At 51.1% G+C, this 12786-nt stretch carries 11 protein-coding genes and 1 riboswitch; of the genes, 10 read left to right on the top strand and 1 reads right to left on the bottom strand.

Annotated elements, in window-relative coordinates; translation table 11 throughout:
* Window positions 1-85 precede the first annotated feature (85 nt).
* The 8 genes from AC1VOR_RS13250 to AC1VOR_RS13215 all read left to right on the top strand — a co-directional run bounded on the left by AC1VOR_RS13250 (window position 86) and on the right by AC1VOR_RS13215 (window position 10692).
* Complete coding sequence (locus tag AC1VOR_RS13250) at window positions 86-3265, top strand: DEAD/DEAH box helicase (protein WP_482618430.1); 3180 nt, start codon at window positions 86-88, stop codon at window positions 3263-3265.
* Window positions 3262-4245: a hypothetical protein gene (locus AC1VOR_RS13245; protein ID WP_482618429.1), complete on the top strand. Its 984-nt coding sequence runs from the start codon at window positions 3262-3264 to the stop codon at window positions 4243-4245. Before AC1VOR_RS13250 ends, AC1VOR_RS13245 begins: the two co-directional genes overlap by 4 nt.
* 453 nt (window positions 4246-4698) lie before the next feature.
* Complete coding sequence (locus AC1VOR_RS13240) at window positions 4699-6135, top strand: DNA-binding protein (protein ID WP_482618428.1); 1437 nt, start codon at window positions 4699-4701, stop codon at window positions 6133-6135.
* Between the two features lie 214 nt (window positions 6136-6349).
* Window positions 6350-6517 (top strand): aspartyl-phosphate phosphatase Spo0E family protein, encoded by a 168-nt coding sequence (locus AC1VOR_RS13235; RefSeq protein ID WP_482618427.1) that lies wholly within the window; start codon window positions 6350-6352, stop codon window positions 6515-6517.
* A 188-nt stretch (window positions 6518-6705) separates the two neighbouring features.
* Window positions 6706-7542 carry a zinc ribbon domain-containing protein gene (locus AC1VOR_RS13230; RefSeq protein WP_482618426.1) on the top strand — a complete coding sequence of 279 codons (837 nt, stop codon included), beginning with the start codon at window positions 6706-6708 and terminating at the stop codon, window positions 7540-7542.
* Between the two features lie 220 nt (window positions 7543-7762).
* Entirely contained in the window at window positions 7763-8068 is a 306-nt protein-coding gene (locus tag AC1VOR_RS13225) for a hypothetical protein (protein ID WP_059049810.1), read from the top strand.
* Window positions 8069-8181: 113 nt separating this feature from the next.
* Window positions 8182-8281, top strand: a riboswitch (purine riboswitch).
* A 176-nt stretch (window positions 8282-8457) separates the two neighbouring features.
* Window positions 8458-9036 (top strand): xanthine phosphoribosyltransferase, encoded by a 579-nt coding sequence (locus AC1VOR_RS13220; protein WP_482618425.1) that lies wholly within the window; start codon window positions 8458-8460, stop codon window positions 9034-9036.
* Between the two features lie 312 nt (window positions 9037-9348).
* Window positions 9349-10692, top strand: a complete 1344-nt coding sequence (locus AC1VOR_RS13215) for a nucleobase:cation symporter-2 family protein (RefSeq protein ID WP_482618424.1) — start codon at window positions 9349-9351, stop codon at window positions 10690-10692.
* 42 nt (window positions 10693-10734) lie between these two features.
* Here AC1VOR_RS13215 and AC1VOR_RS13210 read toward each other — a convergent pair whose 3' ends face one another.
* Complete coding sequence (locus AC1VOR_RS13210) at window positions 10735-11073, bottom strand: DUF4870 domain-containing protein (protein WP_059049807.1); 339 nt, start codon at window positions 11071-11073, stop codon at window positions 10735-10737.
* A 368-nt stretch (window positions 11074-11441) separates the two neighbouring features.
* Here AC1VOR_RS13210 and AC1VOR_RS13205 point away from each other — a divergent pair, with 368 nt between their 5' ends.
* Window positions 11442-11630: a hypothetical protein gene (locus AC1VOR_RS13205; protein WP_059049806.1), complete on the top strand. Its 189-nt coding sequence runs from the start codon at window positions 11442-11444 to the stop codon at window positions 11628-11630.
* Window positions 11631-11758: 128 nt separating this feature from the next.
* Complete coding sequence (gene map, locus AC1VOR_RS13200) at window positions 11759-12514, top strand: type I methionyl aminopeptidase (RefSeq protein ID WP_482618423.1); 756 nt, start codon at window positions 11759-11761, stop codon at window positions 12512-12514.
* Window positions 12515-12786 lie beyond the last annotated feature (272 nt).

Below are 12786 nucleotides of genomic sequence, written 5' to 3'. Positions count from 1 at the left end.
GAACCCTCTTCTCTTTTCGGTTTTATATGGTTCGCTTTTCGTATAAGATATTAGTAATGAATTAGGATATCGACGGGAGATCATCATGAATCAACGCCTGTATGGAATTTGGCTCGGGGAGGTGCTATTCTGCTTCTCCGGGGAATTATCGGAATCCAAAGTAGACGCCTGGACAGCAGTGCTAAGGCGTGTGGAACTTGAATCTGGGGATCGTCCGTTTCAGCATGCCTTATTGCGGCTGGCTGAAATTCGCTTCCCGTACGCTACGCTGCGGAAATCTTCCAAGACGGGAGAACGCCGCAGTTTAGTTGGCCGTACGCTGGAGGGCTTGACGTTGCCGGTGGAGAAGACCTGGCAGTTGCTGCTCGGCTGGGATGAATCGGCCTGGGAGCAGCGTGGATTCAAGCCTGGAGCGGAGATGGGCTACTGGAGCAATGCGGCGCGGTTCGTGCTTGAACTGTTAATACGAGGACGCATTGCCCCTTCAGTACGTCCGTCACCTGTCTCGGGTACGCGGCGCCGGGGAGCCCAAGGACAGGTGCAAGCGGTCTGGGGACCGTTGCTAACGGAGCCGAAGGATGAAGAACGGTTCCGGCTTCTCGCTGGCTCGATGCCACCCATCTGCCTTGCAGCAGTGCAAAGCCTGCCCTCAGAGGAAGGAAGCACGCTAGAGGAGCGCCAAATGGCAATTCTGCATAATTTCATGACAGCGATGATCGATTATGAAACACGGGGAGCGGTACGGGACTTAGGAAGGAAGCTTAATCCTGCCCGCGCCGATTATCGCCGGGGATCTTCGCCGCTACCCGAATTGTGGTGGAACAGCTTGTTAACGGGAGGGCAACCGCCAGATATTCAAGCAGTTACGGCTGAGCTAGCCAGTCTGACCCAAGCGGTAGATGAGGCTGGAGGGACGCGGCCCAAGGCTGAAGATGCGGAAGCCGAAGATGAGCGTACAGATAGTCTTCGGCTGTGCCTTCGACTGGAGCCGATGCTTGAAGAAAAGGACAGTGGAGATCAGAGAGATGACGGGGAGCAGGAACCGCGACTGTCACGGATGGCAGCTTGGAAATTGAGCATTTGGGGTGAAGGGGTAGAAGAGAGCTCTGTGCTGCTACCCGCGGGATTGATTTGGAGTTACCCAAGCTCGGATATGTATATTCAGGGTGTGTTGTACCGAAATGTTCAGGAGACGTTGTTGCTTCGGCTGAGCAAGGCTGCCAGCCTCTCTGGTGAATTGGCAGATGCCATGAAGCTGTGGCGACCGGAGGAATTAATCCTCGGGCCGGAGGTCATATACCATTTCTTAAGCAAATCCGTACCTATGCTACGTAAGCATGGGGTTACTATACAAATGCCCTCAAAGTGGACGCGAGAGGGAAGGCGATCCGTTGGTATTCGTATCAAAGCCGAAGGTTGGGCAGGTTCCGATGGGACTGCGACCGGAGGAACTCCCAAGCTTGGAATCGAGCAACTTGTCACCTTTGAGGCCGAAGCCATGCTCGGGGGCCAAAGCGTAAGCCGTGAGGAACTGGCAGAGCTTGCGGCGGCGAAGCACCCGCTTGTTTTTTTTCGCGGGGAATGGATTGAAGTAGACGTCAAGGAGATTCGTCAGGTATTAAAGTTTATGAAGCGCCGTGAGGAAGGTACGCTCTTGTTCCGCGATCTCATGCATCTGTCTGCCGGGGAAGAAAGCGTGCAATTTGAAGGTGTAGATATCGAAGGTGTGGAGACCTCAGGCATGCTATCCGCATTTGTCTCCGGCTCAGTCGTGCGTCATCCGGACCCAAGGCCTGTGCCACAAGGGTTGAAGGGGACATTACGTCCATATCAGGAGCGTGGATACCAATGGCTCTCGGCTATGCGAGATTTAGGGTTCGGTGCGTTGCTGGCTGATGACATGGGCCTTGGCAAGACTATTCAGGTTATTACGGTGTTGCTGGACCGTGTTAATAGCTCTCCAGGCAAAAGTCTGATCATCTGTCCGACTTCGCTACTTGGCAACTGGCAGCGGGAGATTGTGCGATTTGCGCCAGAGCTGCGCTTGTATGTACACCATGGGAGCAGTCGTCACCGGGGGGAACGTTTCGTACAAGAGTATGCTGATGGCGATGTTTTGCTTACGACCTATCAACTGGCTGGTCGGGATGCGAAGGAATTGCGTTCGGTTGAGTGGAGCACGGTCGTACTGGACGAGGCGCAATATATTAAAAACTACGGTACGAAGCAGGCGCAAAGTGTCATGAAGCTTAATGCACCCCACCGCATCGCGATGACAGGAACTCCGGTGGAGAACCGTTTGGGTGAATTGTGGTCTATCTTTCAATTTCTAAATCCGGGCTATTTGGGGACACAGGCCTCCTTCCGTTCCCGATTCGCCTCAGGCGTTGAGCAACCCAATGATGAGTTGCAGAAGCTGCGTCGGCTAGTAGCGCCCTTTCTGCTGCGTCGTCTGAAGAGCGATCCGGATATTCGCAAGGATTTACCGGAGAAGATCGAATTAAAGTCCTATTGCACGTTGACGACGGAGCAGGTTCGCCTTTATCGCTCGGTGACGGATGAACTCATGGGTCGAATTGGCGAGCATGAGGGCATGGCCCGCAAAGGCCTGGTGCTGTCATCGCTTACCCGCTTGAAGCAAATCTGTAACCATCCTGTGTTGGCCAGGGGCCCATTGCGCCCGTCAGAATCGGCTGCATCGGTACGTTCTGGCAAGATGGAGCGCTTGGAGGAGTTACTGGACCTGATTATGGACAGTAGGGAAGCGGTGCTGATATTCACACAATATGTGCGAATGGGCGAGTTGCTGCAAGAGCGTTTGACAGAGCAATATGGAGTGCGGCCGTTTTTTCTACATGGTGCTGTACCTAAGGGAGAGCGGGATGAGATGGTCCGGGCTTTTCAGGACGGTGAGGGATCACCGATCTTTGTATTGTCCTTGAAGGCGGGCGGGGTGGGTCTTAACCTGACTCGTGCCAATCATGTTGTCCATTATGATCGATGGTGGAATCCCGCGGTAGAGAATCAGGCGACAGACCGGGTATTCCGTATCGGTCAGCGCAAGAACGTAGAGGTCCATAAGCTGATCTGTCAGGGAACATTGGAAGAGCGGATTGACGAACTGATTGAACGTAAAAAATCGCTATCAGAGCAAGTGGTTGGCTCAGGTGAGCAATGGCTGACTGAAATGAACGATGAAGAATTGCAAAGCTTGATTATGCTTCAACAGGGAGGCTTTGGCGAGCCGGGAGGAGGTTACCGATGAGCACGGGTGATGCAGATAAGTCTGGAAATGGACAGAAAGCTAAGAAAATAGAATCCGGGCAGCAGTTAAAGGAATTACAAAGCGCTATTCATCTGGACACAGATGGGTTAAAGGTAGCCGCAGCGGTGGGACATACGGTGCTGATTCCGGTCAGCCCATCGGTAGAACAGGCACGCCAAGCCGTCGTGGAGCGACTTCAGCATGAACCTGACCGGATTGCGGCTTTGCTCGAGCAAGGCACGGCAGCGCTGCTACCTCTGTTGCCAGAGCAGGTGCCTTGGCTGGTGGCACAAGAGGATGCCAGCCAAGGTGCGAGCTATCTTACTGGCGAGGAGGTCCAGGGAGATGACGCGATCAAACGAGCCAAGGCCCTTGGTGGGGAGGCGGCGGGAGATGATGTTCGCGCTATGACCAAGCGCGAGCACGAGCACGAGAGCATTCCCGCGGCGCAGCAACCCGGCTCGCGGGAAGCTACGCGCTGCGCTTGCAGCGACCCGGCCTGCGCCTGGGTCGCTGCGGCCCAAGCGGCCGTAGCCGCCGCTTGGGCAAGCGGTGCTGCCGAGCGCCTGCGGCTGCTCGGCTGGACGCGCGAGGCGCTGCTCGCCGCCGTCTGGGCGGCGTGGGCCGCGGCTGCGCCGCTGGCGGACGCCGATGCGGCGCTGCGCCGGGCTGCGGGCCCGCGCGAGCGCGAGCGGCGCCCCGCAGCAGGGCCGCTCGGCCAAGTACTGGCCGAGCGCCTGGCCGAAGCAGCCGAGCAAGGCCGGCTGCACGAGCCCGCGCCGGAGTTCCACGACGTGGACGTGGAACTCGGCCCTGTGGGCCCTGCGGCTGCGGGCGTGCCGCAGGGCCCGGACCCGGCGCCGTGGGCGGCTATGCTGCCCGGCGTGCGGGGCGCGGCGACCGGCCTGACGCTGGTCGTCAGCCAGGTCATGCAGCGGGCGGAGGAACTCGCCGCCACGCTGCGCACCAAGCCGCAGTGACGCGCGGCTTTGGCCTTGGCTGGGCCCTCCCGTTAACACATTAACGGGAAATTCTCCCGCTAATTTCGGTTTATAGCATACAATTCGCGATTTAGATGGAAAAGCTCCAGCTAATTCAGCCGATAAACCCAAAAACTCAATTATTGTTCAAATTAACTGGAGTATTTCCCGCTAATTCTCTATTCCACTTGAAAAGTGGAAAATTAGATGGAGCTTTTCCAGTTAATTTGGTTTTTATTTTGGCTTTAAGTGTTAACCCATACGTTCTACCTCGACAGTTATCCGAACAGCAGCTACTTTGTTCCCTCCGCAAACCTTGCTATTACGCACTTCTTCGACACTTTCCCTAAAATTGTGACTTAATTCCAGATTCATTTACTGTATAAACCTTCCAATAGAGAATTATTTATGGTAAAAGTATTATGAAGGACAATTTAGAGGTGATTAAGCACAATGCAGGCCATAGAAACAGAGCCGCATCATCTTCAACAAGTCATTACAAGAGAAATGGTAAAGCAAGGCTATACCATAACGAGCCTATCAAGAGAGATGGCTGTCAACCGAGGACTGCTAAGCAGCAGCTTGAATCGTTTGACGAAGCTTATTCCTGTTCCTCTGTTGGACGAGTTGGCTAAAGCTCTGGGCCACCCGGAAGGATGGTTGTACGCGGAGTACGTTGAAGAGTGTTTCAGAGAGAAGCCTCATTGGCGGCGGGTAAAAGTTTTACTAATGCGTTGTCTTGACCTGCAAAGGTGGGACTTGGTTGATGATGTATTAGATCGGCTTATGGAAGAGCCACAATATGTAGCGGCTGTGTTCGAAATGGCGGAGGAGCTGTATAAGGCTGGACGTAAAGTTGACGCTATTCCTTTGTATCGGTGTGTGGTGCAAAATGAAATAAAACAACACTCCGAGCGTTTTGCCATTAGCCACTATAAATGGTTTCGCGCTGAGATTAGTCAGCCACTGGATATTGATAGATATTACCGGGCTGCCATCAGGTTCTCGCCTTATCTCAAACGCCTGTCCATTCACCATCAGCTTGATGCCTTGTTGCAACTGGCAAATGTACATTTCATCCTCAAGAAGTGGGATGATGTTGAGAAGTGTTGCCTAGACATGCTGGATTGTGCCCAAATTTGTCTTCGACAGGAAGAAAAAGCACCGAGGAACTCCCTGGCCAGAGAAGCAGCAGAGAGACCATTGGTGGTCTACTATGGACAAAGTTTTTTACTCAGGGGTAATGCTCTGGAGAAACAAGGAAGGTATGGGGAAGCCTTTCAGTATATAAAGTCTTACGAGGATTTAAGTTGGTTTAGTAGCCTGGATGAAAGAGGCCTGAAGGAAGTAGAACGACTTTCTGTTTTCGCCCAAGGCAATCGTCTGAACTTATATATTTTGTTAGGTGAGTTCAAATATTTAACGGACTATGTGGACTTTCTTGATTGTCATAAGGCTGAGCGTTTGCCAGGGCTAATCACTATTATTGAGGCCGCACTGCGTCATAAGCATGATGTTAATTCAGTTCTTCCACGGTTTGAACAAGAGATACAGGAACTAACTACAAATATTTCGACCGATGGAATTACATATTACGATCCAGCATTTAGTGCAACACGTAGAATGCAGCTTTTTTATGGACTGGCACTCTACAATTTTAACCAAGGATTGATTTCTCTCGGGCTTGACTATCTGCTGCTGTCATTGCAGTGGATGATGTTATCAAATAATAAGCTTTCAATCACTTGTGTAGCTTGGTTTGAGAAATATCGTAATCAAGCCAATCCGGCTCAGACGAGTCGGTATCTAGAAATTATGAAAGGTGTGATCGGGAATGAAGAAGTGGATGGCTACCCTGTTGATTTTGTTGAACATTGCCGTATTGTATAAGGGAGACTTCATAGAAGTCGAAGGTAATGGTAATAGCCTTGTACCACCAATCGTTGTTCAAACCATGTCTCATGGTGAAGGCGGTTAACTCACGATACAACGACAAAGAAACGAATCTCAATCATGAGATCGTTTCTTTTTTAATTTATTTTTTTCTTGTTTTTAGTAACCTATACTAATATAAGGAGGGAGAAAGAGAGGAGAAAGACACAGCATGAAGAAATCGCCCATTGAGAAGAAGCGTCTGGAGATGCATAAACTGGCTCAAAAGTACGGGATTTCCGCTTCTCAGGTACTAAAAAAATCTAAAGAGCTGGACCAATTGCTCAATACTTATTATTCAGAGCAGTCAAAGGAAGGTAAGGATTCGAAGAAAAATTAAAATTTGAAGGAGTCGACTCTGGGAAAAAGCCCCTTATTCAACTACCTATTCATGCCATAAATCATTTATGGAATTGAATACCATTTTCTTTCCAAAGCGTGGAAGCCGCGTCCTGAGTCGGAAGTCGGTTTTCATAGCGGCGTGAAATCTGGTATGATAATGAATATTTCGCGGGGAGGAGTCATCTCATGAATATTTTACAACGACTGAAAGATGGAGCGGGAAAGGTGACCGATCGTGCGCAAAATGTCGTGGAGATCGGAAAGCTAAATACGCAAATTTCAAATATCGAACGAGAGCTTGGGTTATATTTTCAAAAAATGGGTGAGGTCTTTTACGATGCTTACCGACAAAAGGACATGTCCGAAGCGGATAAGGAAATGCTGGACTTGGCCAAGACCTGCGATTTGCTCACTGAGGAGCGAGATGAGATTCGCTTGAAGGTGGCTGAATTGAAGAATGAACGCCTATGCGGTGCTTGCGGACGGAGTGTCGCGGAGGAGGCCATGTTCTGTCAGTATTGTGGGCATAAGCTGTTAAAGGTTAAGCCGGCAGCAGCCAAGGAGGAATACACGGAGGCGAGCGTCAAGGACACATCAATCGATGCAATAGCCGCTCCGGGGGTAAATGCGCTGCTAGAAGAGGACGCTTTTGCCTCCAGCGAATCTCACACAAGCGAGCCCAAGGTGGATGGCAAGCTGGAGAAGCTGCTGGCAGCTACCTTGCAGGAGGATCAGATCGAATATCGTACACCACAGCGGGAGCTTGAACCGGCACAGGCTGAATTCGATCCCGAAGAGGAAGAGCGTTTGCAGCGTGACCTGGAGCGGGAGCGCAAACGTCAGGATGATCTGGATCTTCGCATCCGCAAATGGACGGAAACGGCGGAAGCCGCGGCACAGACGGAGGAAACTGTCCAGGAGCCGCCACAGACTCGGGTCGCTACGGTCAAATGTCAAATTTGCGGTTCAATTCTGGTCAAGGGAACCAAATGGTGTCCGCATTGCGGCTCGGAGCAAATTTAGCCCAATACGGGGCGATTCCAACTCATGAAGTACTTAGCTGGCTTGATCGTAAATGCAAAAGTTCACGTTGTTGTAATAAAATGAACCGCCCAAGCGGCGGGGATGTCCGTAATATATAGTAAGTACGCAGCCGCCGGGGTTCTGCTCCGGCGGCTGTATGCTTATGAAGTCGGCAGGGGAAGCTAAATGCCGCAACTATCATTTCGGGAGCGTGAGGCATATGGAATGCATCGTACACTTCGATGTTGTACATAAAGATGGCACGAAGGAGCTGAGGGGATTAATCTTCATTGACCCAGGGAAGCTACCGGACGAAAGCGATCTTCTGCAAATGTTTGAAGACATGGGCTACCATCTACGGTTAGAAGACCGGGAGAACCTCATCTTCAAGCCGACGCAGGCCAGCGCAGACTATGAAGAAATTCGTGTGCGCCACCTGGATACGGGCGAGACCACTTACAAAGAGGATGGGGAGCTGAAGTCCCTCCTTAACCATTTGCTACCGCGGAATTCCAGACCTTTATAGATGTCGCGTTGGGGCGGACACAAAAACGAAAAACTTTTTAACAACTTTTCCCGGACCCACCAAATCCCTCTTCCATTCCCGCGTACATTTGCGTTATACTTCTAACATTGTGTACCAAGTGAAAATTATTTTCTCGTATAAGTGCAAGAATGGGCTTGCATGTCTCTACCTGATCACCGGAATGATCGGACTACGGGGAACGCTATGAATTTGGCTCGGGGCCGGTGGGCGTGGGTAACGTCTGTTTTTTTCGGTTGTCTCAAGCGACGAATAGGGTTTCTGTCTGCACGTCCATTTCCGATTAGGGAATGGGCTTTTTTGCGTTTTGACGTGGACTGCAACTGCATATGTCTTGAATTATGTTAAAGAAGACCAAGGGGGAAGCTGTAATGAAGCTGCTACAAGACAAAGTCATCAAGGAAGGCATCGTATTGGGGAATCAAGTGTTGAAGGTGGACTCCTTCCTGAATCATCAAATGGACCCGGTGCTGATGAAGGAAGTGGGGGCGGAGTTTGCCCGGCGCTTTGCGGATGCGGGGGTTACGAAGGTGTTGACGATCGAGTCTTCGGGAATTGCCCCGGCGATCATGACAGCGTTGGAACTGAATGTGCCGATGATCTTTGCCCGCAAGCATAAATCATTGACGCTTAAGGACGATATTTTTGTGGAAAAGGTGTACTCGTTCACGAAGCAAGAAACGAACGAGATTACGGTGTCGAAGAAATTCCTGTCGGCGGCGGATCGGGTGTTGATCGTGGATGATTTTCTAGCGAATGGCGAGGCCGCCTTCGGTCTGGCCCGCGTAGCCGAGAAGGCCGGAGCCAGTGTGGCCGGCATCGGCATTGTCATTGAGAAGTCATTCCAGCCGGGAGCACGTCTGCTCGCGGAAGCGGGCTACCGCGTGGATTCGCTGGTGCGTATCGCTTCGCTGGATGAGGGCAAGGTGACCTTTGTAGAGCAAGCGTAACACCATAAGAGGTAGTTCAAAAAGACATCTTCCCAGGACGAAGTTGTTCAAGGAGTAGACTCGGCGTCGAATCTTGAATTCACCCGGGCCTTCCGTTGCTCACGTACCCACTACGTACGCTCCGCTACTCAGTCCCTGGCTTCATCCAACCTTCTTGGTCCTGAGAACCTAACTTTTTGAACAATCATTTAAGAGGTAGTTCAAAAAGTCATCTTCCCAGGACGAGGTTGTTCTTCGATCCTGAAAACCTGACTTTTTGAACACACACTATAAATATAAATTACGGGTACACTGGGGAGGAACTGGATTTACATGGAACAAGAGAGAGTATTTCAAAGACACCGTCATCCGATCAAGACGTTGTCGCTAGGTTTGCAGCATGTTCTGGCTATGTATGCCGGCGCTGTGATCGTGCCGCTGATTGTGGGGGGCGCGCTGGACTTTACGCATCAGCAAATGACGTATCTGATTGCCATTGACTTGCTGGCTTGTGGTGTTGCTACCTTGCTGCAGGTTTGGGGCAACCGCTTCTTCGGCATCGGCCTTCCGGTCATGCTTGGCTGTGCGTTCCAGGCAGTATCGCCAATGATTGCTATCGGATTAGAGGATGGGGCAGGGGTGTCCGCTATCTATGGGGCGATCATTGCTTCGGGTCTGTTTGTGCTTTTATTTGCTAATTTGTTCGGCAAACTAATTGCCTTATTTCCACCGGTCGTTACCGGATCGGTCGTGACAATTATTGGCGTCACGTTAATTCCGGTAGCCATTTCTGATTTGGGCGGAGGCAATCCAGGGGTGAATCCTGAGTTCGGTAGCCCGTTTAACCTGGCATTAGGCTTTGGTGTGCTGCTGTTTATCATACTCATGAACCGCTTTGCCACGGGGTTCCTGCGTTCTATCTCTGTACTGCTCGGATTGCTTGCAGGTACGCTTGTCGCTGCTTTTGCCGGACAAGTAGACCTGACACCGCTGAAGGAAGCAAGCTGGTTCCATACGGTACAGCCGTTCTACTTCGGCAAGCCAACGTTCCATGCTTCCGCAATTCTGACGATGATTCTTGTGGCGATCGTCAGCGTGGCGGAATCCACAGGCGTATTTATGGCACTGGGCAAGATCGTGGGTAAGGACATTACCTCCAAGGACTTGACACGCGGTTATCGTGCGGAAGGCTTGGCTATTATTCTGGGCGGGATTTTCAATTCCTTCCCGTATACGACTTATTCCCAGAACGTGGGTCTGGTGCAGATGAGCCGGGTCAAAACCCGCGACGTTATCTTTGTTGCCGGAGGACTTCTGGTGCTGATCGGCTTTGTGCCGAAGATTGCCGCATTGACGCAGCTCGTACCGACATCCGTGCTGGGGGGAGCCATGATCGCTTTGTTCGGGCTTGTCTTGTCCTCGGGTATTCGGATGCTGGGCGATCAAGTGGATTTGAATCGGCATGAAAACCTGCTGATTATCGCTTGCTCCGTAGGGATGGGGCTGGGCGTCACCGTCTTGCCGGAAATCTTCGACCGTCTGCCGGCGGGGCTGCGCATTCTGGTCGATAACGGCATTGTGGCGGGTAGCTTTACCGCCATTGTCATGAATTTGCTGTTTAACGGGTTGAAGGGCCACAAATCGATAAAGGCGGAACCGGAACAAGCCGGCAATTAGGCTAGAAGCCCCGCACATCTTAGGTTCATTCGCCGGCTCCGGCTACATCCGGTGAAGCTGCTTCTCGGCTAGTTCGCCAATCCAAGGCAGCTTTAGCCACTTGCCTTGCAGGGTTGCCAGCATGAGCACAACCCAGAGGGTGACACCCAGCAGCGAGAGCAGCATGCTGACAGCCACGCCAATCACGGGCAAGAAGCCGGACAGGGCATGGGCCAACATCAGTCCGCCGAACAGCATGACCGATTGCAGAGCATGGAACAGGACGAACCGGCTGCGCTTCTCGAGCACGAGAAAGACGACGCCACCAACAAAGGCGAACAGGTAGCATAAGAAACCTGCGACGTTCTCGTATAGACCAGTAGATGATTTGAATGGGGACATGGGCCAACCTTCTTTCTGAGAAAAGGATGTCTTCATCACCCACTATATGACGAGCCTTCACCTGAAAGAACCGCTTGGCCGTGATCGGCAGCTAGCAGGCATTAATCAGGGTTTGGCATGAACTCCGTAAGCATTGCGCTTACGGAGTTTCTGCATTTTCTGGGAAGAAATAGCGTACAATGAAAAAAACGCTTGCAAAAATGTATGTTTGGAAGAAAGCTGAAACCTGTTTCTGAATATGATACAATAGACAGTAGGAGGTTTTTCCACAACTGAATAGCCGGCACGACTTCAAGAATTTCACCAAACACTTTTCGGCGTCACGAAATCGGAGCATTTACCTTAAACGTTCTGGGAGGGAAAGAGTTATGGCAACGAAAGGTCATGATGAAGTTAAAGAAAGTTTACGGGAAATGACCCGAATCTTTAAACCTAAAGATCCGAAGAAGTTCGTGAAAGAATATGTTCGTAAATATCGTATTATGGGCGGCTATGAGGAGGAATTGACTAACCTAGTAGAGCATGAGATGGGAAAGATGAATTCTTCCGTTTCTTGATGGATTTAAAGGCAAGTATATGATCGTTCCGGCGCGTAAGTGATGCGTCCGGGACGTTTTTTTGTCTAAGCCAAGCTGTCTTGATGAGCTGGAGGCGGAAGTGGAGTATGGAAGGGAGACAATGGAACGTGAAGGTTCGTTTAAAAACAAAAGATGAGATTGCCCGAATTCGCGAGGCGGGTATCATCCTTGCGGAATGCCATCAAGGCATTGCAAATCTGATTGGACCGGGAATAACAACGATGGAGATTGATGCCTTTGTGGAATCATTCCTGGCTAAACGTGGGGCGATTCCAGAGCAGAAGGGGTATCACGGCTTCCCCTACGCGACCTGTGCTTCCGTCAACGATGTGGTGTGCCATGGGTTTCCCGGGACGCGAAAGCTGGAGGCGGGAGATATCGTAACGATTGATATCGTGGTAAACAGGAAGGGCTGGTTGGCGGATTCGGGTTGGTCGTATCGGATCGGTGAGGTTAGCGAGGAGGCTGAGAACTTGCTGACGGTAACAGAGCAAGCCCTGCTGGCAGGCATTGCTCAGGCTGTGCCAGGACATAAGATCGGTGATATCGGTTATGCGGTACAGCGAGTAGCCAAGGCATCCAAGATCGGCATTGTCAAGTCCCTGATTGGGCATGGCATTGGCCGAGTCATGCATGAAGCGCCTGATGTGCCGAATTTTGGCCGTCCGCATACAGGGGTTACCTTGCAGCCAGGTATGGTAATCACCATTGAACCCATATTTACCGGCGGTGAGACCGGGGCTGTCCTATGGGAAAATGATGGCTGGACCATTCGGACGGCCGATGGAAGTCTGGGTGCACATTATGAGCACACACTGGCTATCACGGAGGATGGACCGGTGGTGCTGTCTGGCGGAGAGTAGAGAGGGGGCAACCCCTCTTTTTTTGCGCCTTAATGTCGAAAAGTTTAGAAATATGTCAAAAAATCACGTAATGTGCAACCTGAAAAAATACTCTTTTTCGGTCCATTTGTGAGAGCCCTTTCAAGAGTGCGGTAAAAAATAGAAACCGTTAATAAATCCTTGTGTGGCACAGGTTTTCTTGGTTTCCAATAGACTGGAAACCGATGTTGAATCATTGACAAAAAAGGGGTTCAATCATATATTTAATAGGTGATCATTATAATTGACATAAA

The organism is Paenibacillus sp. 1SOY10, assembly GCF_056836745.1.
This window is presented reverse-complemented; position numbering and strand designations above follow the sequence as displayed.

Bases quoted from the DNA above. Each gene is read 5' to 3' on its own strand.
- AC1VOR_RS13215 (WP_482618424.1), top strand. From the start codon at position 9,349: ATGGAACAAGAGAGAGTATTTCAAAGACACCGTCATCCGATCAAGACG.
- AC1VOR_RS13245 (WP_482618429.1), top strand. From the start codon at position 3,262: ATGAGCACGGGTGATGCAGATAAGTCTGGAAATGGACAGAAAGCTAAG.
- AC1VOR_RS13220 (WP_482618425.1), top strand. From the start codon at position 8,458: ATGAAGCTGCTACAAGACAAAGTCATCAAGGAAGGCATCGTATTGGGG.
- AC1VOR_RS13205 (WP_059049806.1), top strand. From the start codon at position 11,442: ATGGCAACGAAAGGTCATGATGAAGTTAAAGAAAGTTTACGGGAAATG.
- AC1VOR_RS13250 (WP_482618430.1), top strand. From the start codon at position 86: ATGAATCAACGCCTGTATGGAATTTGGCTCGGGGAGGTGCTATTCTGC.
- AC1VOR_RS13230 (WP_482618426.1), top strand. From the start codon at position 6,706: ATGAATATTTTACAACGACTGAAAGATGGAGCGGGAAAGGTGACCGAT.
- AC1VOR_RS13210 (WP_059049807.1), bottom strand. From the start codon at position 11,073: ATGTCCCCATTCAAATCATCTACTGGTCTATACGAGAACGTCGCAGGT.
- AC1VOR_RS13235 (WP_482618427.1), top strand. From the start codon at position 6,350: ATGAAGAAATCGCCCATTGAGAAGAAGCGTCTGGAGATGCATAAACTG.
- AC1VOR_RS13240 (WP_482618428.1), top strand. From the start codon at position 4,699: ATGCAGGCCATAGAAACAGAGCCGCATCATCTTCAACAAGTCATTACA.
- AC1VOR_RS13225 (WP_059049810.1), top strand. From the start codon at position 7,763: ATGGAATGCATCGTACACTTCGATGTTGTACATAAAGATGGCACGAAG.